General features: G+C 69.8%; 16 protein-coding genes. 6 read left to right on the top strand and 10 right to left on the bottom strand.

Going from position 1 to position 19,836, the window contains the following annotated elements; genetic code table 11:
• Positions 1 to 107: 107 nt before the first annotated feature.
• From cobA to AC1Z3W_RS27260, 4 genes are read left to right on the top strand one after another with little or no spacing between them, the layout of a single operon-like run.
• A complete protein-coding gene (cobA, locus tag AC1Z3W_RS27275) occupies positions 108 to 917 on the top strand; it encodes a uroporphyrinogen-III C-methyltransferase (protein ID WP_175826478.1) in 810 nt (269 codons plus the stop codon).
• Positions 914 to 1,291: a cobalamin biosynthesis protein gene (locus AC1Z3W_RS27270; protein ID WP_057924461.1), complete on the top strand. Its 378-nt coding sequence runs from the start codon at positions 914 to 916 to the stop codon at positions 1,289 to 1,291. The genes cobA and AC1Z3W_RS27270 overlap by 4 nt, the downstream gene beginning before the upstream one ends.
• A gap of 34 nt (positions 1,292 to 1,325) precedes the next feature.
• Positions 1,326 to 1,928 (top strand): cob(I)yrinic acid a,c-diamide adenosyltransferase, encoded by a 603-nt coding sequence (gene cobO / locus AC1Z3W_RS27265; RefSeq protein ID WP_057924460.1) that lies wholly within the window; start codon positions 1,326 to 1,328, stop codon positions 1,926 to 1,928.
• Between the two features lie 3 nt (positions 1,929 to 1,931).
• Complete coding sequence (locus AC1Z3W_RS27260) at positions 1,932 to 3,242, top strand: cobyrinic acid a,c-diamide synthase CobB (RefSeq protein WP_483508855.1); 1,311 nt, start codon at positions 1,932 to 1,934, stop codon at positions 3,240 to 3,242.
• A gap of 89 nt (positions 3,243 to 3,331) precedes the next feature.
• Here the strand turns inward: AC1Z3W_RS27260 and AC1Z3W_RS27255 are convergent, their stop codons facing one another.
• Positions 3,332 to 3,574, bottom strand: a complete 243-nt coding sequence (locus AC1Z3W_RS27255) for a type II toxin-antitoxin system ParD family antitoxin (RefSeq protein WP_057924458.1) — start codon at positions 3,572 to 3,574, stop codon at positions 3,332 to 3,334.
• 113 nt (positions 3,575 to 3,687) lie between these two features.
• The gene (locus AC1Z3W_RS27250; protein WP_124833023.1) at positions 3,688 to 4,851 is read right to left on the bottom strand and encodes a M20 aminoacylase family protein; all 1,164 of its coding nucleotides are present in this window, start codon (positions 4,849 to 4,851) and stop codon (positions 3,688 to 3,690) included.
• A gap of 356 nt (positions 4,852 to 5,207) precedes the next feature.
• On the opposite strand from AC1Z3W_RS27250, the gene AC1Z3W_RS27245 reads away from it, so the two are divergent.
• Together AC1Z3W_RS27245 and AC1Z3W_RS27240 are read left to right on the top strand one after the other, a co-directional pair.
• On the top strand, positions 5,208 to 6,275 hold the full coding sequence (locus AC1Z3W_RS27245; protein WP_124833024.1) for a type IV toxin-antitoxin system AbiEi family antitoxin: 1,068 nt from the start codon (positions 5,208 to 5,210) through the stop codon (positions 6,273 to 6,275).
• Positions 6,244 to 7,149 (top strand): nucleotidyl transferase AbiEii/AbiGii toxin family protein, encoded by a 906-nt coding sequence (locus AC1Z3W_RS27240; protein WP_124833025.1) that lies wholly within the window; start codon positions 6,244 to 6,246, stop codon positions 7,147 to 7,149. The genes AC1Z3W_RS27245 and AC1Z3W_RS27240 overlap by 32 nt, the downstream gene beginning before the upstream one ends.
• 45 nt (positions 7,150 to 7,194) lie before the next feature.
• Here AC1Z3W_RS27240 and AC1Z3W_RS27235 read toward each other — a convergent pair whose 3' ends face one another.
• The 8 genes from AC1Z3W_RS27235 to AC1Z3W_RS27200 form a co-directional block, all read right to left on the bottom strand.
• Complete coding sequence (locus tag AC1Z3W_RS27235; protein WP_175826482.1) at positions 7,195 to 7,617, bottom strand: PIN domain-containing protein; 423 nt, start codon at positions 7,615 to 7,617, stop codon at positions 7,195 to 7,197.
• Entirely contained in the window at positions 7,614 to 7,880 is a 267-nt protein-coding gene (gene vapB / locus AC1Z3W_RS27230) for a type II toxin-antitoxin system VapB family antitoxin (RefSeq protein WP_057924455.1), read from the bottom strand. Before vapB ends, AC1Z3W_RS27235 begins: the two co-directional genes overlap by 4 nt.
• 270 nt (positions 7,881 to 8,150) lie before the next feature.
• Positions 8,151 to 9,167, bottom strand: coding sequence for a GNAT family N-acetyltransferase (locus tag AC1Z3W_RS27225; RefSeq protein ID WP_124833027.1), 1,017 nt, complete (start codon positions 9,165 to 9,167; stop codon positions 8,151 to 8,153).
• Positions 9,167 to 10,006 (bottom strand): formyltransferase family protein, encoded by an 840-nt coding sequence (locus AC1Z3W_RS27220; RefSeq protein WP_483508853.1) that lies wholly within the window; start codon positions 10,004 to 10,006, stop codon positions 9,167 to 9,169. The genes AC1Z3W_RS27225 and AC1Z3W_RS27220 overlap by 1 nt, the downstream gene beginning before the upstream one ends.
• Before the next feature lie 86 nt (positions 10,007 to 10,092).
• The gene (locus AC1Z3W_RS27215; RefSeq protein ID WP_483508852.1) at positions 10,093 to 12,345 is read right to left on the bottom strand and encodes a TonB-dependent siderophore receptor; all 2,253 of its coding nucleotides are present in this window, start codon (positions 12,343 to 12,345) and stop codon (positions 10,093 to 10,095) included.
• 46 nt (positions 12,346 to 12,391) lie between these two features.
• On the bottom strand, positions 12,392 to 13,768 hold the full coding sequence (locus tag AC1Z3W_RS27210) for a lysine N(6)-hydroxylase/L-ornithine N(5)-oxygenase family protein (RefSeq protein WP_175826485.1): 1,377 nt from the start codon (positions 13,766 to 13,768) through the stop codon (positions 12,392 to 12,394).
• Positions 13,769 to 13,802: 34 nt separating this feature from the next.
• Positions 13,803 to 14,828: a GNAT family N-acetyltransferase gene (locus AC1Z3W_RS27205; protein WP_483508851.1), complete on the bottom strand. Its 1,026-nt coding sequence runs from the start codon at positions 14,826 to 14,828 to the stop codon at positions 13,803 to 13,805.
• Positions 14,818 to 19,833, bottom strand: a complete 5,016-nt coding sequence (locus AC1Z3W_RS27200) for an amino acid adenylation domain-containing protein (RefSeq protein WP_483508850.1) — start codon at positions 19,831 to 19,833, stop codon at positions 14,818 to 14,820. The genes AC1Z3W_RS27205 and AC1Z3W_RS27200 overlap by 11 nt, the downstream gene beginning before the upstream one ends.
• Positions 19,834 to 19,836 lie beyond the last annotated feature (3 nt).

Below are 19,836 nucleotides of genomic sequence, written 5' to 3'. Positions count from 1 at the left end.
GGCTCGCCGAACGCCCGATCCGCGGGGAACGGATGGGGTGCGCTTTCCGCCCGCGCTCGCGCGGGCTTCGCTCGATCCGTCATGCACTGCCTGTCCGCCGGCCGCCGATGTGCCGCTCGCTGTCCCCTTTCCACCGCTACGACACGGTGCGCGCCGTGCCGCGTCCGATGAGCCGCGCATGGCTCGTCGGCGCCGGCCCCGGCGACGCCGATCTGCTGACGCTCAAGGCCGTGCGCGCGATCGCCGCGGCCGACGTGCTGCTCGTCGACGATCTCGTGAACCCCGACGTATTGCGCCACGCGCGCGCCGACGCACGCATCGAGCACGTCGGCAAGCGCGGCGGCCATGCATCGACGCCGCAGGAGACGATCGTCGCCGCGATGCTCGCGCACCTGCGCGCGGGCCGCAGCGTCGCGCGCCTCAAGGGCGGCGATCCGTTCGTGTTCGGCCGCGGCGGCGAGGAACTGCTCGCGCTCGGCGCGGCCGGTTTTCCGGTCGAGGTCGTCAACGGCATCACGGCCGGCATCGCCGCGCCGGCCGCGCTCGGCATTCCGGTCACGCATCGCGGCGACGCGCAGGGCGTGATCTTCGTCACGGGCCACGGTGCGGGTGCCGACGAACCCGACTGGCGCGCGCTGGCCGCGACGCGGATGACGATCGTGATCTACATGGGCATTCGCCGGCTCGACGCGATCGTGGCCGCGCTGCGTGACGGCGGCCTGGCCGGCGACATGCCGTGCGCGGCGATCGAAAACGCGACGCGTGACGGGCAGCGGCACGTGCTCGCGACGCTCGACACGATCGTCGAACGCGTGGGCCTGACCGGCATCGGTTCGCCCGCGATCGTCGTGATCGGCCGTGTCGCGGCGCTCGCCGACGATCCGGCGGTGCGCGCGGCGCTCGGCGGCCGCGCATGATGCGCGTCGCGCTCGGCGTCGGTTTCCGCGCGGGCGTGACGGCCGCCCAACTCGATGCCGCGATCCGCGCGGCGCTGGCGCGTTACCCGGACGCCGAGCCGGCCGTCGTCGCGACGCTCGCCGACAAGGCGCGTGCGCGGCCGCTGCGCACGCTGTGCGCACGGCGCGGCTGGCCGCTCGTCGCGTTCGACGCGGCGCAACTCGCGCATTGCTCCGAACCGCTATTGAGCGGCCCGTCGGCCGCCGCGCTCGCGCGCTTCGGCGTCGCGGGCGTGGCCGAGCCGTGCGCGCGGCTCGCGGCGCCCAATGGCCGGCTGCTCGGCCCCAAATCCATCCGGGACGGCGTGACGGTTGCGCTCGCCGGCCCGCTCTGAACCCTTTGTTTCGCTTTCGACAGGACGATTCCCGATGAAGACCGATGCCGAATCCCATCAGCGGATGACTGAACGCCGCCGCGCCGGCCATGAAAAGAAGCAGGCTGCCGCCACCCAGGAAAAGGGCCTGCTGATCGTCAACACCGGCAACGGCAAGGGCAAGAGCACGGCTGCGTTCGGCATGGCCGTGCGCGTGCTCGGCCACGGCATGCGGCTCGGCGTCGTGCAGTTCATCAAGGGCGCGCTGCATACGTCCGAGCGCGACTTCCTCGGTGCGGTCGCGCAATGCGACTTCGTGACGATGGGCGACGGCTATACGTGGAATACGCAGAACCGCGACGCGGACATCGCGACCGCGCGCAAGGGCTGGGACGAGGCGCGCCGGATGATCGAAAGCGGCGAGTACCGGATGGTGATCCTCGACGAGCTGAACACCGTGCTGAAGTACGAATACCTGCCGCTCGACGAAGTGCTCGCGACGCTCGTCGCGCGACCGGATTCGGTGCACGTCGTCGTCACCGGGCGGCATGCGCCCGATGCGCTGATCGATGCGGCCGATCTCGTCACCGAAATGCGGCTCGTCAAGCATCCGTACAAGGAGCAAGGCGTGAAGGCGCAGCGCGGCGTGGAGTTCTGACCGATGCCGGCCTGCCCCGCGCTGTTCGTCAGCGCGCCCGCGTCCGGCCAGGGCAAGACGTCGGTTACGGCCGGCCTCGCGCGGCTGCACCGCCGGCTCGGCCGGCGCGTACGCGTGTTCAAGACCGGGCCGGACTTTCTCGATCCGATGCTGCTCGAACGCGCGAGCGGCGCGCCGGTGCACGCGCTCGACCTCGGGATGGTCGGTGAAGCCGGCTGCCGGGCGCTGCTCGCCGATGCCGCGCGCGAAGCGGACCTGATCCTGATCGAAGGCGTGATGGGGTTGTTCGACGGCACGCCAAGCAGCGGCGATCTCGCGGCGGCATTCGGCGTGCCGGTCGTCGCGGTGATTTCGGCGAAGGCGATGGCGCAGACGTTCGCGGCGATCGCGTTCGGGCTCGCGCGGTTCCGGCCGGAGGTGCCGTTTCACGGCGTGCTCGCGAACCGCGTCGGCTCGCCGCGTCACGCGGAACTGTTGCGGCAGGCGCTGCCGGACGACTTGCGCTGGCTCGGGCACGTCCCGGCCGATGCGGGCATCGCGCTGCCGGAACGGCATCTCGGCCTGCACCAGCCGGCCGACATCGACGATCTCGATGCGCGGCTCGATCGTGCGGCCGACGTGCTCGCGCAGACGGCGCTCGCCGAATTGCCGCCCGCCGTCTCGTTCGCGGAACCTGACGTCGGCGCTCCGCTGCCGCGTGCGCTGGCCGGCAAGCGGATCGCGATCGCGCGCGATACGGCGTTCTCGTTCATCTATCCGGCCAATCTCGCGCTGCTCGATGCGCTCGGCGCGCAGCTGCGGTTCTTTTCGCCGCTTGCCGACGAGCCCGTGCCCGACGATTGCGACGCGCTGTTCCTGCCGGGCGGTTATCCGGAACTGCATGCGACGACGCTCGCGGCGAATGCCGTGACCGCGCGGACGATTCGCGCACACGCGGCGGCCGGCCGGCCGATCGTCGCGGAATGCGGGGGGATGGCGTATTTGTGCGAGTCGCTGACCGACGTGGAAGGCGCGACGACACCGATGCTCGGGCTGCTGTCAGGCCATGCGACGATGCAGCGCCGGTTCGCGGCGCTCGGGATGCAGCAGCTCGACACGCGCACCGGGCCGATACGCGGACACACGTTTCATTATTCGCGGCTCGACACGCCGCTGGCGCCGGTGGCGACCGCCGCCCGGCCCGATGGAGAGCCCGGCAGCGGCGAAGCCGTTTATCGCGCGGGGGCGATCGTCGCGACGTACATGCACATGTACTGGCCGTCGAATCCGGATGCGGCGGCGGCGTTGTTCAGCGGGGACGTGTTCGAGACATGAGTGGTCAGCTTGCGAGAGCGGCCCATGTTCGGCGGCACGACGCCAACCGCCTTCAAGATCGGGGCAGGAATCGTGTGACCTGACTGACCTTATCCGCCATGCGTTGCCCGCATGCGGGCCAGGAAGATTTCTCCGTCGAACGTCGCGGGATCGCCCGAGGCCTCGCCGGCCTTCAGCGCGTCGCGCAGCACGCGCACCGGTGCTTCAGGTGATTCAAGCAGCCGCGATCTCGCTCGCACGATGTCGCTCTCGGAACATCGCTTCGACCGCACTTCAGCGTCGACGCACTCGGCAAAGTGCTTGTCTCGGGAAACGGTGGCTTTTAGCGACATGAATCACTGCCTTTGAACACGATGGGCATGTACCAACGTCAGGTACATGCCGGATGCAATCACCGCGATCGGCGCACCGATGCCCGGCCCCGGCCCGCACGTCGCCTTCTTCGTCACACCAGAAATGCCTCGGCCAGCTTGACCCAGTACGACGCGCCGGTCGGCAGCGCCGCGTCGTTGAAGTCGTAGCCGGGGTTGTGCACCATGCAGCCGCCCTCCCCGTCGCCGTTGCCGATGATCAGGTAGCTGCCCGGCCGTTTCTCGAGCAGGAACGCGAAATCCTCGCTGCCGGTGAGCGGAACCATCCCGTCGATCAGGTTCGCTTCGCCGACCCACTCGCGCGCGACGCCGCGTGCGAACGCGGTCATCTGCGCATCGTTGACGAGCACCGGGTAGCGGCGCTGGTAGTCGATCGTCGCGGTCGCGCCGAACACGGCCGCCTGCGCATGAACGACTTCCTTGATGCGTGTCTCGAGCAGGTCGCGCACCTCGGGCTTCAGCGCGCGCACGGACAGGCGCATCTGCGCGCGATCGGGAATCACGTTCGGCGCTTCGCCGGCATGGATCGCACCGACCGTGACGATCGCCATGTCGAGCGGCGACACGTTGCGCGACACGATCGTCTGCAGCGCGACGACGATCTGCGCGCACACGACGACCGGGTCGATCGCCTTGTGCGGCACCGCGCCGTGGCCGCCGCGCCCCTGCACGTCGACGATCACGGTATCCGACGACGCCATGAACGGCCCCGGCAGGAAACCGAACTTGCCCGTCGGGAAGCCCGGCATGTTGTGCATCGCGAAGATCGCGTCGCACGGGAACTGCTCGAACAGCCCGTCGTCGAGCATTTTCTTCGCGCCGCCGAGCCCTTCCTCTGCCGGCTGGAAAATCAGGTTCAGCGTGCCGGAAAAGCGGCGCTCGCGCGCCAGGTGCTTCGCGGCCGCGAGCAGCATCGCCGTGTGGCCGTCGTGACCGCATGCGTGCATCTTCCCGGGGATCGTGCTCTGGTACGGCAGGCCGGTCGACTCGTGGATCGGCAGCGCATCCATGTCGGCGCGCAGGCCGAGACGCTGCGTGCCGTTGCCGACCTTCAGCTGCGCGACCACACCCGTGCCGCCGAGCCCGCGATGCACCGTATAGCCCCATGCCTGCAACTGCCCGGCGACGAGATCGCTCGTTGCGAATTCCTCGAAGCCCAGCTCGGGGTGGGCATGAATGCGGTGCCGGATCTCGATCATTTCGTCGGCGAGGCCTGCGGGGATCACGCTGTGCGTCACGGTGTCGTCTCCTGGGTTCGGTGGGGAATGTGCAGGCAAGGATAGTCCGTTGAGCGGCAACCGGGCAGACAGAAAGTCGTCACTGAGACAACCTGGAGTTGCCGTTCCGTGACGGCGGAACATGGCGACTCGCTCGGCCGTCACAAACCGGCCATTCGGGCGACTACCGTGCGCGATCGGGATTCGCGACACTGCATGTTCGGTCTCGATTTTTCAGGCGGGGGCGTTCGTTGATTGCAGTTCGATATTCTTAAATAATTCATTTGCCTCAATGGCTTGAGCGAGTTTGTTCATTTTTTGACGGGCGTACATTTTTTGTGTACGCTGATAAAAAAGTGAACAACCGATTCGCCCTGATGCCCAAGAACGCCACCCTGCCGATAGCGGAACAACACGTGCTCGACGAAGCCTGCGCCGCGTTCGAACGCGCGACCCGGCGCTTCAACGCACGGCCCGTGCGCGTGCCGGCCGCCCGCAGCGCGCATGCCGATGCGATGATCCGCTTCGGCATTGCCGGACAGGCCTTCGAGATGCCGGCTGTTGTGAGCGTCGGCGTCGAATCGCTGCAGGGCGCACTCGCCGCGTTACGCCATCGCGCTACCCCGACGCCCGGCGAGCGGCCGCTGATGCTGGTCGCGCCGTATTTTTCAGCCGAACTGGCTGCCCGCCTGATCGATCACGACATCCCGTATCTCGATACCGCCGGCAACGCGTGCCTGGTCCAGCCGGAGGCGACCGTGATGATCTCCGGCCGGCCGAAACCGGTACGCACACCGCGCCGGCCGGCATCGCGCGCGACGACGCCCAAGGGGCTCGCCGTGATGTTTGCGCTCGCGACGCAGCCGAGCCTCGTCGCGCAACCGCTTCGGGCGATCGCCGCCGCCTCGGACGTCGCGCTCGGCACGGTCAATCTCGCGATGGACGACCTGATCGCTCGCGGCCTCGTCGCGCAGCGGCGCAACGGCGAGCGCCGGTTTCCCGACTGGCCGCGTTTCGTGCAGGAATGGGTTGCACTGTACCCGAGCCGCCTGCGCGCGAAACTGCCGAGCCGGCGGTTTGCCGCGCTCGCGCCCGACTGGTGGCGCAATTTCGATTTCGCTGCATTCGACGCACAGCTCGGCGGCGAACCGGCGGCCGACCTGCTCACGCACGACCTGAAACCCGCCGCGATCACCGTCTATACGCACGGCGCCGCGTCGAACCGCCTGCTGCTCCAGGCGCGCCTGCGCCCGGACGAGCACGGCGACGTCGAACTGCTCGAAGCATTCTGGCCACCGTCGCCGGCGCTCGACTGGCGCGAGCAGGACGTGCCGCTCGTGCCGCCGCTGCTGATCTACGCGGATCTCGTCTCGTCCGGGGACAGCCGCAATCTTGCCGCTGCCGAATACATCCATGACCGATACCTCGCCCACCCGCCCGCTTGAAGTCGACGCACGCCGGCCGCTCGAGCCGGCGGCGGTCACGCTGCTGCAGGCGGTCGGCGCAGCCTGCGCGCCACTCGACGCGGCATTCGTCGTCGCCGGCGCAACCGCGCGCGACATCCTGATGTGGCATGTCCACGGCATCCGGCCGGTGCGCGCGACGCGGGACGTCGATGTCGCCGTGTGCGCGGTGAGCTGGCCGTTTCACGAGCGGCTCGTCGATGCGCTCGTCGCGACCGGGCAATTCGCGCGCGCGCCGAAACATCAGCAGAAACTGCTGTTCGACAGCGGGACGCAGGGCTTTCGCACGGAGCTCGATCTCGTGCCGTTCGGGCCGCTCGAAACGCCGCCCGGCGAAATCGCGTGGCCGCCGGGCGGCGACTTCGTGCTGAACGTGCTGGGCTTTCAGGAGGCGGTCGATACGGCGCTGGCCGTGTCGATCGGCGCCGGCATTGTGGTGCCGGTGACCAGCCTGCCGGCGCTCGCGCTGCTGAAGTTGCTCGCGTGGAAGGACCGGCGCGCGCGCCAGAACAGCGACGCGTACGATCTGCTGTTCCTGCTCACGCATTTTCACGACGCGGGCAATCGCGAGCGCATCTGGGACGTTGCGCCCGATCTGGTCGAACTGCACGATTTCCAGCCGGAGCTGGCAGCGGCGGCGCTGCTGGCACGCGATGCGAAGGGCATTGCTTCACCGAAAACGTACGATGCGATCCGCGCGCTGTTATCCGACGAAGCGATTTACGCGACGCTCGTGCAGGATCTGCAGGCTCGTGCGTTCGCGTTGCTGCCGGGTGAATTCAACGATGACGCGGACCGGTATCTCGACGCGTTCCGCTCGGCTTTCCTCGCGGATCCGCCCGTTCCGCGGGCATGACGTGCTGGCGCGCCGCGCGACAGCAGCGCCATCGTGCATTCGCCCCTATGCCGAGGCTGTCCAGTCTTCGAGCGACAACCCCGCTACACGGCCGAACTCGCGATGGTTGTTCGTAACAAGCACCGCACCGGCCGCGATCGCGTGACCGGCGATCGACGCGTCGTTCGCGCCGATCGGCGTGCCACGTGCGGCAAGGTCGACGCGAATCGCGGCCGTCGCATCGACCGCTGCGGTATCCCACGACAGCACGCCGTCCAGCCGCGCGACAAAGGCCGTCACGAGTTCGGCATGCTTCGGCGAAGCCTTTCTGCCGACTGCGCCGAACCGCATTTCGGCATAGGTAATTGCCGACACGACGATCCGGTGCTGCGCATTGACGCACGACTGCAACCGGGACAACACCACGGGCGGCCGCTCGCGCATGATGAACGAACAGATGTTCGTATCGAGCATGTAGAGCGTGGTCACCGGCCGGACTCCGTCGGTGCGTCGTCATCGGCGCCGGACAGGTCGAAGCGGCCGGGTTCGACGATCGCCGGGCGCTCGACGAGGAAGTCGGCATCGGCCAGTGGTTCACTGGCGAACGACAGCCACGTCGGCCGCACCGGACGCAGCAGCAGCGTGTCGCCCTCGCGGCGAATCTCGAGTTCCGTGACACCCTCGAATTCCATGTCCTTCGGGATGCGGATTGCCTGGTTACGGGCGTTCTTGAAAATGGAAACGGTGCGCATGAGCCACTCCACGGGAGTACGATGCGCCCATTCTAGGCATATGCCGGCATATGTCAATGTCGGGGAACGCAGATCGGGGAGCGTGCCCGATGCGATCGCGGATGTGCTTGCCATGTCGTCATGACCTGTGCGTGATGAGGATGCGATCCATTCTTCCTCATGCCGCCCGCCCGATCCATATCCCGAACGGCCGATGCCCGCGGCCATTCGAGCCGCGCGAAACGTCGCCGCGTGCGAATCCGCGCACCGACGCTTCGCGCCGCCGTCCCGTCACGGCAACCGGAAAGTGTCGAAGAATGTCTCGCGCTCCATCACGGTAAGCGCCGCGCGCTTGTGCGGGAAGTCGAACTCCTTCAGCGTGTAGAACCCGAGCCGGTGCATGTATGCGATATGCCGCACGTGATCGACGCGCGGCTCGCCGACGAGCCGCTGCGTGCGCGGTTCGTCGACGAACATGTAGTGCAGCACCCCGCTCCACCATGCATGCAGCTTGCCCGCGCTCTGGAAGCGCGAGTCGCCGATCAGCAGGTGCAGCCCGCGATCGTAGTCGTGCGCGTCGTAGAACGGCGCGAGGCGGTCCTCCTTCGCCCAGTAGAACTCGAAATAGCCGAACGGCGTATCGTCGAAATAGCCGATCATCGGATGCATGTGCGGATCGGCAAGCCGCTGCGCGAGATACGCGGCGTGCTCGTCGAGCGTGCCGCGCTGATCCCAGAAATGCGCGACGCGATCGAGGTTCATCCAGTCGCTGAACAGCCGCGCATGCGCATCGATGTCGACGGTGCGCAGGCTGAACGTCATCCCGACTTGCGGCATGTCGCGCGCATAGATCTCGCCGGCCGGCGACGGCGGTCGCACCGGATGCCGATGGCCGTTCGTGATCGTGTAGCGCAGCGGCATCCCGCCCGATGCGGGCGCCTTCAACCATGGCTGCGGGTTCTGCCAGAACGTCGCGCGCGATGCGCTCAGGCGCAGCCGGTCGCCCGCGACCTGCGCGCCGTCGATCACGCCTTCGCGCACCGCGCGCTCGACGTACGACCCGACGGCCGCCGGATCGGCGTCGCCGAGCGGCACGGACACCGTCGCTGTGTCGTGCCGCGTGTCCGTGTTGAACAGTGCGACGAATTCCGCGAGCAGCGCGGCCGGCGGGTCGCCGGGCCGCCACGCGTCGAGCGCGTGCTCGGCGGCGGGCGTCGCCTGCGCGTGCGCGGCGCCGTCCAGTGCCGCGGCCACCTCGCCTTCGACGGTATCTGCCGTGCCGGCCGGTTTCGTCAGCGTGTCTTCCATCACAGTGCTCCCGCGTCGTGGCGGTCGGCGAGGACGTGCAGCCCCCGCTCGAGCGCCGGAAACAGGCTGCGCTGGAAGTTGTTCCAGCGCAGTTCGAGAATCGTGTCGTCCGGCGCGATCGGCGTGTCGAGCACGTCGCAGATTACCTCGCCGGAATCGATGCCGTTGTCGACGTAGTGGAACGATGCGCCCGTCATCGTCACGGGTTCGACGCGCGAGGTCGCACCGCTTGCCCAGTCGACCCGTTCGCCGCGCGCGCCGTGCAGCGCGTCGAGCGTTGCCCACGCGCCGCGCCGCTGGTACGGCGAATCGTCGGCCGTGATACCCGGGTGGATGTTCGCGATGCGGCGGTGAAAGCGCGCGCCCGGACGCACGAGCTCGTCGAGGATCACGAGCAGTCCGTCGAGCACGACCACGTCGGCGTCGAGTTCGAGCAGGCGTTCGAGCAGGCGGCGCTCGAACGCCTGTTTGCCCGTCACGCGCTCGCGCGCGTCGCGCGGCAGCCGGCGGTATGTCGACGCAATCGTGCAGAACAGTTCGTCGACCGGCCGCCCCTGCACGGTCAGCCCGTCGGGCAGGATCCACGGGCGGCCCGGCGTGCGCGCGAAGCCGTAGTCGGCGACCTTCGCGCGATCGGCCGGCGAGCCTTCGTCGTCGTCGACGATCACGCCCTTGAGCGCATAGCGTTCGCCGAGCGGCGAATCGTTCAGGCGCTCGACGAGGCATTCGAGCGGCGCCTTCATGTAGCGCGTGCCGCCCTGGTAAGCGACCGGCTGGCCCGCGCGATCGGCCGCGCCGTTGCGCAGCGACTGGATGTAGACGAGATTTTTCTTCGGCATGGAGGCGTCGTGGAAAAAGCGGACGACGGCGCCGCGGCCCGCCCGCACCGGCCCGAAGGCCGGCCGGCGCGCCGCGGCGTGCGGCGTCACCAGTTGTATTTCGCGGTGGCGATCACCGTGCGGTCGGTACCGAAAATGCAGACGCTCGTCGACTGGCAACCGCTGATGTAGTGGCGGTTGAACAGGTTCGTCCCGTTCACGGCAAAGCGCCAGTTGCGCGTGTCGTAGTGCACGCCCGCGTCGAACAGCGTGTAGCTCGACACCGTCAGCGAGTTGTCCGCCGCGCCGGCCGACGCGCTCTGGTAACGCACGCCGCCACTCAGGCCGAAGCCGGTGAGCGGCCCCGTGTGCCACGTCCAGTCCGCCCACAGCGACGCCATCTGGCGCGGCCGCGGAATGTCGACCGGCCAGTTGTTCAGCGATGCGTCGTTCGCCTTCACGTTCTTCACGTCCTGGTAGACGTAGGACGCGATCAGCGACAGGTTGCGCGTGAGCTTGCCGGTCGCGTTCAGCTCGATCCCGCGCGAGCGCACTTCGCCGGTCTGGATCGACGTCGTGCCGGACGGATCGAGATTCGTCGGCGTCGGCGTGAGCACGTTGGTCTGGTTGATCTGGTAGATCGCCGCGCTCAGCATCAGGTTCCGGCCGGCCGGCTGCCAGCGCAGGCCGGCCTCGATCTGCTTGCCGCGCGTCGGCTGCGGCAGGCCGCCGCCGTACAGGTTCACACCGATCAGCGGATTGAACGACGTCGCGTAGCTGACGTACGGCGACAGCCCGTAGTCGCCCTGGTACGTAAGGCCCACGCGGCCGGTGAACGCCGTGACGTCGGCCTTCGACTGCGTGCCGCCCTCGCGGTCGTCCATCCGCTGGTTGACCCAGTCCTCGCGGCCGCCGAGCGTCAGCGTCCAGCGGTTCCACTTGACCTGGTCCTGCACGTACAGCCCGAACGTGTTCATCGTCGTGTACGTGTTGGTGCGGTACGTGGTGTTCGGCGGCGAGAACACCGACAGCGTGACCGGCGTGTAGACGGGGTTGTAGATGTTCAACGTCGACGCGGCGGCCAGCCATTCGCTGTCGGTCGCGGTCTGCCGGTTGTACTGGAAGCCGAGCAGCAGCGTGTGCTCGAGCGGCCCCGTGCCGAAGCGGCCCTGCAGGTTGTTGTCGATGTCGAAGCGGCTGTAGTTCGTCTGGAACACGCCGGCCCAGCGGTTGATGTCGGTCGTGCTGCCGTCGGCCAGGCCCGCGCCGAACACCGAGCCGTTGTCGAGCGACAGGTGCATCCAGCGCACGTTCTGCCGGAACGTCCACATCGCGTTCAGGTTCCGCTCGAACTGGTAGCCGAGCGACCACTGCTTCTTGCGGTAGTAGTTGAAATCCGGATCGCCGCCGTAGACGTCCTTGCCGATCTGCCCGTTCGAGTTCGGCAGCACCGTGCCCTGCGCCGGCAGGAAGTTCGACGAGATGTCGCCCCAGTCCTGCAGGTACGTGGCCGACAGCGTCAGCGACGTATCCGCATCCGGGCGCCAGCGGAACGACGGCGCGAGCGCGACGCGCTGGTCGTTGTTCGGGCCCGTCAGCGCGTTGCCGTCGCGCGCGACGCCGACGAACCGGTACGCATACTTGCCGTCCGCGTCGAGCTTGTCGCCGACGTCGATCATGAACTGCTTGCGCGCATAGTTGCCGAACTGCACGCCGGCTTCGCGCACGCGTTCGCCGTCGGCCGTCTTGGTCTGCACGTCGATGATCGCGCCCGGGTCGCCCGCGCCGTACAGCACCGACGTCGGCCCGCGCAGCACGGTGATGCTGTCGATCATGTACGGATCGACGCGCCAGCTCGACAGGTTCAGCGTGTTCGGCACCTGCAGGCCGTTCACGTACGCAGTCGGCGTGAAGCCGCGCAGCGCCGCGTACCAGTCGGAACGGTTGTCCGAGCCGTACGACGAAAAGCCCGGCACGTAGCGCAGCGCCGCGTTCACGTCGGTCGCGCCGGTCATCTCGATCTGCTGCGCGGTGACGACGTTGATCGTCTGCGGGATTGCATCGATCGACGTATCGGTCTTGGTGCCGGTCCTGCTGCGCTTCGCGACGAGACCGACCGTGCCGTCTCCTTCCGCGCCCGCGTTGACGTTGATCGCCGGCAGCGTGCCGGTCGTCGAGCCGTTCGGCGCACTGCTCGACGCATTGGCCGCCGCACCGTTTTGCGCACCGCCGGCCGACGCCGCGGCGCCCGCGTTCACGGCCGGCGCCGTCTGCGCGAATGCGTGGCCTGCCGCCATCCCGAACGCCACGCCTGCCGCGGCTGCGATCGCACGCACACGCGTGCCTGTTGCCCACTCCATCTTTCTCTGCTCCACTTTTTCGATGCGGTCTCCGACCGCGCCTTTGTCAAAGAGCGAAAGCCATGCGGCCCGCGCTCGCCCCGTTTTGATGTCGTTGTTCATGCAGTGCCCGGGCCGCGCCGTCGTCATGGGCGGGCGCGGTCCCTTCCTCGATCGACGCGCAGATCTCGTCCGCGCGGCGCGCCAGTACCGACAGCAGCGTGTCGGACAGGCCGTGGCTGTCTTCGCAGCAGCCTTGCAGGTAGATGCGCGGCGCGAAGTGCTCGGGCGTCGCGAGCAGGTAGTCGCGCGTGACGTCGCCGCGCGTGAGCGCATCGCCGAGATACGGCGCGAGCCCTTCGAGCAGCGCCGAATGCGTGTCGCGCCGGTAGCCGGTCGCGAGCACGAGCGCGTCGAAGCGTTCGACGCGCGTGGCGCCGTTCATCCGGTCGCGCAGCGTCAGCTCGATGCGGCCGTCGGCGGTGCGCACCGCGGCCTCGATCGCGCTGTTCGCGAGCAGCGCATGACGCGGCGTGCCGTCGATGCGCTGCAGGTACAGCATTTCGTAGATCTGCTCGATCAGCGGCCGGTCGACCACCGCGTAGTTGGTGTCGCGGTAGCGCTCGAGCAGCGCGCGGCGCGCATCGTGCGGCTGTGCGTAGACGACGTCGGTGAACTCGGGGCTGAAGATCTCGTTGACGAACGGGCTGTCGTCGGCCGGCTTCAGCGCGCCCGCGCGCATCACGAGGCTCGCGTCGACGTGCGGGAAACGGCGCGCGAGGTCGATGAACACCTCGGCCGCGCTCTGCCCCGCGCCGATCACCGCGACGCGGCGGCGCTCGCCATCCGGCGACGCGACCAGCCGGTCGATGTCGGTCAGGTACGACGACGAATGGATCATGCGATCGCGGCCGAGCGCGGCGAACGCGTCCGGCACCGCCGGCGTGCCGCCGACGCCGACCGACAGCGCACGCGTCACGCGCCGGCGCTCGTGGCCGGCCGCGTCGCGCGACACCACGCGCAGCGCGTCGATCCGCGCGCCGTCGCCGCGCACGGGCTCGATCGCCGTGACGGTTTCGCTGTAGTGGACGTGCTCGTCGAATGCGTCGGCGACCCAGCTCAGGTAGTCGTGGAATTCGACGCGGGTCGGATAGAAGTTCTTCAGGTTGACGAATTCGTTCAGCCGGCCGCGTTCGAACAGGTAGTTGATGAACGTGTAGCGGCTCTTCGGATCGCGCATCGTCACGAGATCCTTCAGAAACGAGATCTGCATCCGGCAGTCGTCGAGCAGCATTCCGCGATGCCAGCCGAATTCCGGCTGGCGTTCGATGAAGCAATGGGCGAGCGGGCGTGCCGCACGCCGCTCCTCGAGGCGCACGGCCAGCGCCAGATTCGACGGCCCGAAGCCGACGCCGATCAGGTCGAATACGGTTTCTCTCTGCATGTCTCTCAGCTCCCTTGTCGGTGAAACCGGCCCGTCAGACGTGACGGCCGGTGAAGAAGGTCTCGCGCTGCGTGCACATCCACAGCGGCTGCGTGTCGGCGAGCGCCAGGCGACGCGGCCGCGCGAAGCCGTGCCGCGCGAGGGTATCGACGATCCGCGCACGGCCGGCCGGGACCGCGCAGCCGACCGCTTCGGTGCGCGGATCGTCGAGAAACAGGTAATGAACGACGGACGGCAGCCAGCCCGCCACGCAATGCGGGCCGCGCCAGCGCGGCTCGCCGACCAGCATCCGCAGCCCGCGGTCGTAGTCGCGCGCGCCAACGTGCGGCGCGAGCGGGTCTTCCTTCAGCCAGAACGCCTCGACATAGGCGAACGGTTCGCCGTCGAAGCACCCGACGAGCGGGCTCACGTGCGGATCGGCATCGGGTCCCGTACCGTCCGCGCCGGGCTGCGTGCCCGGCCAGCCGTCGCGCACGCGCGGCTCGTCGAACCAGCGCGCGACGCGCGCGGCGTCTTCGGCCGGCTGCCAGCCGCGCAGCGTGAAGCGCACGCCGAGCGCCGGCAGGTCGCGCGCATACACGTCGCCGCGCGGCGCGGGCGGTCGGCGCGGATGACGGCGGCCGTCGGTCAGCATCGGCAGCGTCGCGCACGGCAGCGGCGTGCCGACGCGCCACAGATCGGCCTGCTGCGCCCAGCCTTCGCGCATGCACAGGCCGCCGTCGGCGAGCACGCCGCTCGCGCGCAGCGCATCGAGCGCGACCGCCGGCCACGCGGCCGGGTCGAGACGGATCGCCGCGCGGCACACGTCGTCGGAAAACGCCGCGGCGAGTGCGGCCAGCAGCGCGCGGCGCTGCTCGGCCGGCGCCGCACGATGGTTGTACGCGACGAGGCGCAGCGTGCCGTCGTCCGCGAGTTGCGCGCGCAGCAGCTGCGCGCCGATGCCGTCGCCCTGCGCGACGCGAATCTCCGCGCCGTCGCGCGCGGCGACCAGGCCGTCCGCGAACGCGAGACGGCAGGTGTCGGGCATCGTGAATCCGTCCGGACGCACTTCAGCCAGCATCGCGCACCTCCTGCGCCGCTTCGGCCGATGCCTCGACATGCGCGCCGAGCGCCGCGAGCGTCGGCGACGCGAACACGTCAGCCACCGTCAGCGCGTGACCGGCGCGGCCGGCCGCGTCAACGAAGCGCACGACGTCGAACGACGTCGCGCCGGCTTCGAACAGGTCGGCGTCGGGCGCCGGCGCGGCCGTCGCGAATGTGTCCGACCACAGCGCGGCGAGCGCGGCCGCAGCGTTCGGGGCATGCGATGCCGTCTTGACGGGCGTTGCTTGGCCAGTGGCCGGGCCGACTGCAGCCGCTGCCGGCGCATCGAACAGCGCATCGGGCACGCCGAGTGTCGCTTCCGGCGCACCGGCGAAACGCGCGAGTTCGTCGTGATAGCGCTCGACGAGCGCATCGACGAAACCGCCGTCGAGCAGTTCGTCCGCATACGAGAACGCGGCGCTCACGCGGCCGTCCGGATGCTCGACGACATCCAGCTCCAGCGTGAACACCACGCGATGGCGCACGTCGTCGAAGTCGGCGAGTGACAAACCGGCCCAGTCGCGTGCGGCGGCACCGGTCGGGCGCAGGTAGTTGAACATCACCTGGAACAGCGGATTGGCGTGCGCGGCACGCGGTGCGCGCAGCGCCGCGACGACGTCGGCGAACGGCACGTCGGCATGCGCATAAGCGGCGAGCGCCGTATCGCGCACCTGCGCGAGCACGTCCGTGCGGCTGGCCGCCGTGTCGATCCGCGTGCGCACGACCACGGAATTGATGAACAGGCCCAGCGCATCGCGCGCCGCATCGCCCGTCAGCTCCCGCGTCGATGCGAGCACGCCGACCGGCTGGTCGGCTGCGCCGGTCACACGGAACAGCGCGGTGTTGAGCGCCGCGTGCAACAGCATCGGCAACGTCGCGTGCGCAGCCGACGCGGCGTCGCGCGCGGCACGGATCAGCGACGCGTCGAACTCGAACGCGATGCGCGCCGCGCGCCATTGCGGGACGGCCGGCGCGTGTGCGCGCCGCGGCAGCATGGGAGATGGCAGGTCGGCCAGCGCGTCGCGCCAGTACGCGACGCGAGCCGGATGGCACGGGGCGGGCAGCACGAGCGACGTGTTTTCCGCCGTCGTCGTCGACGCTGCCGACGATGCCGATGCCGATGCCACGTCGCCCCGCACGAGCGCGACATAGCGTGCGCGCACCGCATCGAGCCACAGCTCGATCGATTCGCCATCCGACACGATGTGATGGATCGTCACCGACAGCACGTGATCGTCCGCGCCGAGCCGCAGCACGCATGCACGCCACAGCGGCGCATCGGCCGCGATATCGAACGGCGCGAGCGCATCGGCATCGGTCAGCGCCGCCGCGCGGGCGAGCGCGTCGGGCTGCGCGGACAGGTCGACGAGCGGCAGCGCGACGGACGCCGCGGCGTCGATCCGCTGGCCCGGCAGCATGCCGTCGCGCACGACGAGCCGTGCGCGCAGCGCCGGGTGCGCGGCGGCCGCCGCCGAGAACGCCGCGCGCAGTGCCTCGAGGTCGAGCGGACCGCGCACGCGCAGCGCGACCGGAATGTTGTACGCGGCGCTGTCCGGCTGCGCGCGCCACAGGAACCACAGGCCGAGCTGCGCGGGCGACAGCGGCCACACGCCGTGCGCATCGGGTTTGACCACCGCGACGCCCGGCGCCGTGGCGCCGGCGTGTGCGGCGCGCGGCGCATCGGCCACCTGGCGTGCGTATTGCGCGAGCACCGGCGCTTCGAACAGCGCACGCACCGGCACGTCGCGGCCGAGCCGCTCGGCGACGCGCGTCGCAACGCGCACCGCCGCCAGCGAATGGCCGCCGAGTTCGAAGAAGTGGTCGCCGCGGCCGACGCGCTCGACGTTCAGCACGTCGCGCCAGATTGCCGCGAGCGCGGTTTCGTCGCCGTCATGCGGTGCTTCGTAGGCGCGTTCGACGCGCACCGGCGCCGGCAGCCGCGCACGGTCGACCTTGCTGTTCGCGTTGCGCGGCAGCGCGTCGAGCACGATCAGCTGCGCGGGCACCATGTAGTCGGGCAGCGTGCGGCGCAAGTGCGCGTCGAGCGTCGCCGCTTCGACCGGTTGCGCGGCGGCCTGCGCGTCCGCGGTCAGTTCGACGTAGGCGACGAGCTGCGCCTGCGCGCCCTGCCCGTGCACGACCGCGCACGCTTCGCGCACCGCATCGTGCGCGGCCAGCTGCGCCTCGATCTCGCCGAGTTCGATGCGCAGCCCGCGCAGTTTCACCTGGTGATCGACGCGGCCGATGAAGTCGAACACGCCGTCCGCGCGACGCCGCACGAGATCGCCCGTGCGATAGAGGCGCGTACCCGGCGCGCCGTACGGATCCGGCACGAAGCGCTCGGCCGTCAGCGCGGGACGATCGAGGTAGCCGCGCGCGACGCCGATCCCCTCGCCGCCCAGATACAGCTCGCCGATCACGCCGACCGGCAGCGGATGCAGCCGCGCGTCGAGCACGTGCGCGGTGCGCGCGCCGACCAGCGTACCGATCGGCAGATAGGCGGCGTCGCCAAGCTTCGCGAGATCGTCGCCGGGACGGTACATCCACAGGGTCGGCGTGATCACGGTTTCGGTCGGGCCGTAGCCGTTGACCACGCGCACGTTCGGCATCGCGCGGCGCAGCATCGCGAACGCTTCGCGCGACGTCGCTTCGCCGCCGACGGTCAGCGAGCGCAGTGTCGGCGGCGCGCCGTGCGCGAGCGCCCATTCGGCGAGCTGCGCGGCGCAGCCGGGCGGCACGTAGGTCATCGTCACGCCGTCGCGGACCATCATCGCGCAGGTCTGCGCGGGCGGCCATAGCACGTCGGCCGTCACCGACACAGCGGCGCCCGACAGGTATTGCGAAAACCACCCTTCGTGCGCGCCGTCGAAGTTGACCGACTGGAACAGCAGGAACACGTCGTGCTCGCCAGCACCGTAGCGCTCCGCGATCGCCACGCAATGCCGCGCGAACGCCGCGTGATCGACGATCACGCCCTTCGGCTTGCCGGTCGAGCCCGACGTGTAGATCGCGTACGCGGCATGGCCGGGGAGCACGGCCGGCAGCGTCACGTGGGCCGCCTCGTCGAGCGCGTCGACTTCATCCGCGCGCCACACGCTCAGGGCCGGCAACTCGGGCAGCGATGCAGCACTCGTGCCATCGGTCAGCACGTGCGCGATGCCTGCGTCGCCGACGATTTGCGCGAGCCGTTCGCGCGGATGGGCCGGATCGAGCGGCACGAACGCGGCGCCCGACTTCAGCACCGCGATCAGCGCGACCAGCAGGTCGACCGAGCGTTGCAGCGCGACGCCGACGCGCATTTCGGGCCGCACGCCGGCCGCGACGAGATTGCGCGCGATGCGTGCCGCGCGCGCGTCGACCTCGCCGCGCGTCAGCGCGCGATCGACGTCGGCGACGCCGCGTGCGTCGGGCCGTGCTTTCGCATGCGCGGCGATGCGCGCGTGCACCGGCACGAACGGCTCGGCTTCGGCCGCGCCTGCCGGCGCATTCCACGCGAAGAGCTGTGCTCGTTCGTCCGCCGGCAGCCAGTCGAGATCGCCGACCGGCGTGTCGGGACGCACGAGCGCATCGCCCAGCAGCGTGACGAAGCGTGCGGCCAGCCGTTCGATCGCGTCGCCATCGAACAGGTCGAGCGCATGAATGAAGGCGGCGTCGAACGTGCCGTCGGGCGTCGCTTCGACGGCAAGCGTCAGGTCGAATTTAGCGGACGGCGTGCCCGACGGCAGCAACGCTGCCGACGCCGCGCCGAGCGCCGGCAGCGCGCGGCGCTCGCCATACGCGGCCATCACCTGGAACAGCGGATGGTGGCTTGCGCTGCGCGGCACGCCGAGCGCGTCGACGACCTGCTCGAACGGCACGTCCTGGCGCATCTGTGCATCGACGAGCGCGCGCTGCGTGCGCGCGACCAGCGACGAGAAATCGCCGTGCGCCGGCACGTCGACGTCGATCGCGAGCGTGTTGACGAAGAAGCCGATCAGGCCGGCCGTTTCCGCGCGCTCGCGGTTCGCGGCCGGCACGCCGACGCAGATCCGCGCATCGCCAGTCGCGCGCGCGAGCAGCGCGTCGAGCGCGGCGAGCAGCACCGCGAACGGCGTCGCGCCCGACCCGGCCGCGAAGGCGCGCAGCTGTGCACTGGTGCGGGCGTCGAGCGAAAACACATGACGTGCCCCGCGCGCGCTGCGGCGAGCAGGCCGCGCGGCTGCGCCGGGCAGCGTGAGTACGCCGCGCTGCGGATCGAGCCGTTCGCGCCAGAACGCCAGCTGGCGATCGCGCTCGCCGGCATCGAGCCAGCGGCGCTGCCACAGCGCATAGTCCGCGTACTGGATCGGCAGCGGCGCGAGCGGCACCGGCTGGCCCGACGCATACGCACGATAGAACGCCGCAAGCTCGTCCAGCATCACGCCCGACGACCAGCCGTCCGACACGATGTGGTGCACGGTCAGCGCGAGCCAGTGGTGCGTCGCGTCGAAGCGGATCAGGTGTGCGCGCACGAGCGGCGCCGCGCCGAGATCGAATGCGCCGGCTTCGTCGGCCGCCGCGATACTTTCGGCGCGCGCGACGCGCTGCGCGTCGGGCAGCGCGTCGAGATCGGTCTCGCGCCACGGGCAACGCAGCGGCGGATGAATCGTCTGTGCGACGCCGCCCTCCGCTTCATCGAAGGTCGTGCGCAGCGCTTCATGGCGCGCGATCAACGCATCGCACGCGAGCCGCAGCGCGTGACCGTCGAGCGGGCCCGTCAGCGCGAGCCGCTCGGTGATGTGATACGCGTCGGGCGCGTCGATCAGCCGCGCGTGCAGCCACAGCCGCGTCTGCGCGAACGACGCCGGCACCCGATCGCTGCGCGGCGTGCGCGGCGGGATCGGCAGCACGCGAAAGTCGATGCCGGCCGCGCCGAGCTTGTCGATGAACACCGCGCGCTGCGCGTCGGGCAGTTGCGCGAAACGCGTCGCGAGCGCGAGCCAGTCGGGTTGAACCTTCGTCATCCG

Source organism: Burkholderia sp. 10_S31, assembly GCF_056930375.1.
This window is presented reverse-complemented; position numbering and strand designations above follow the sequence as displayed.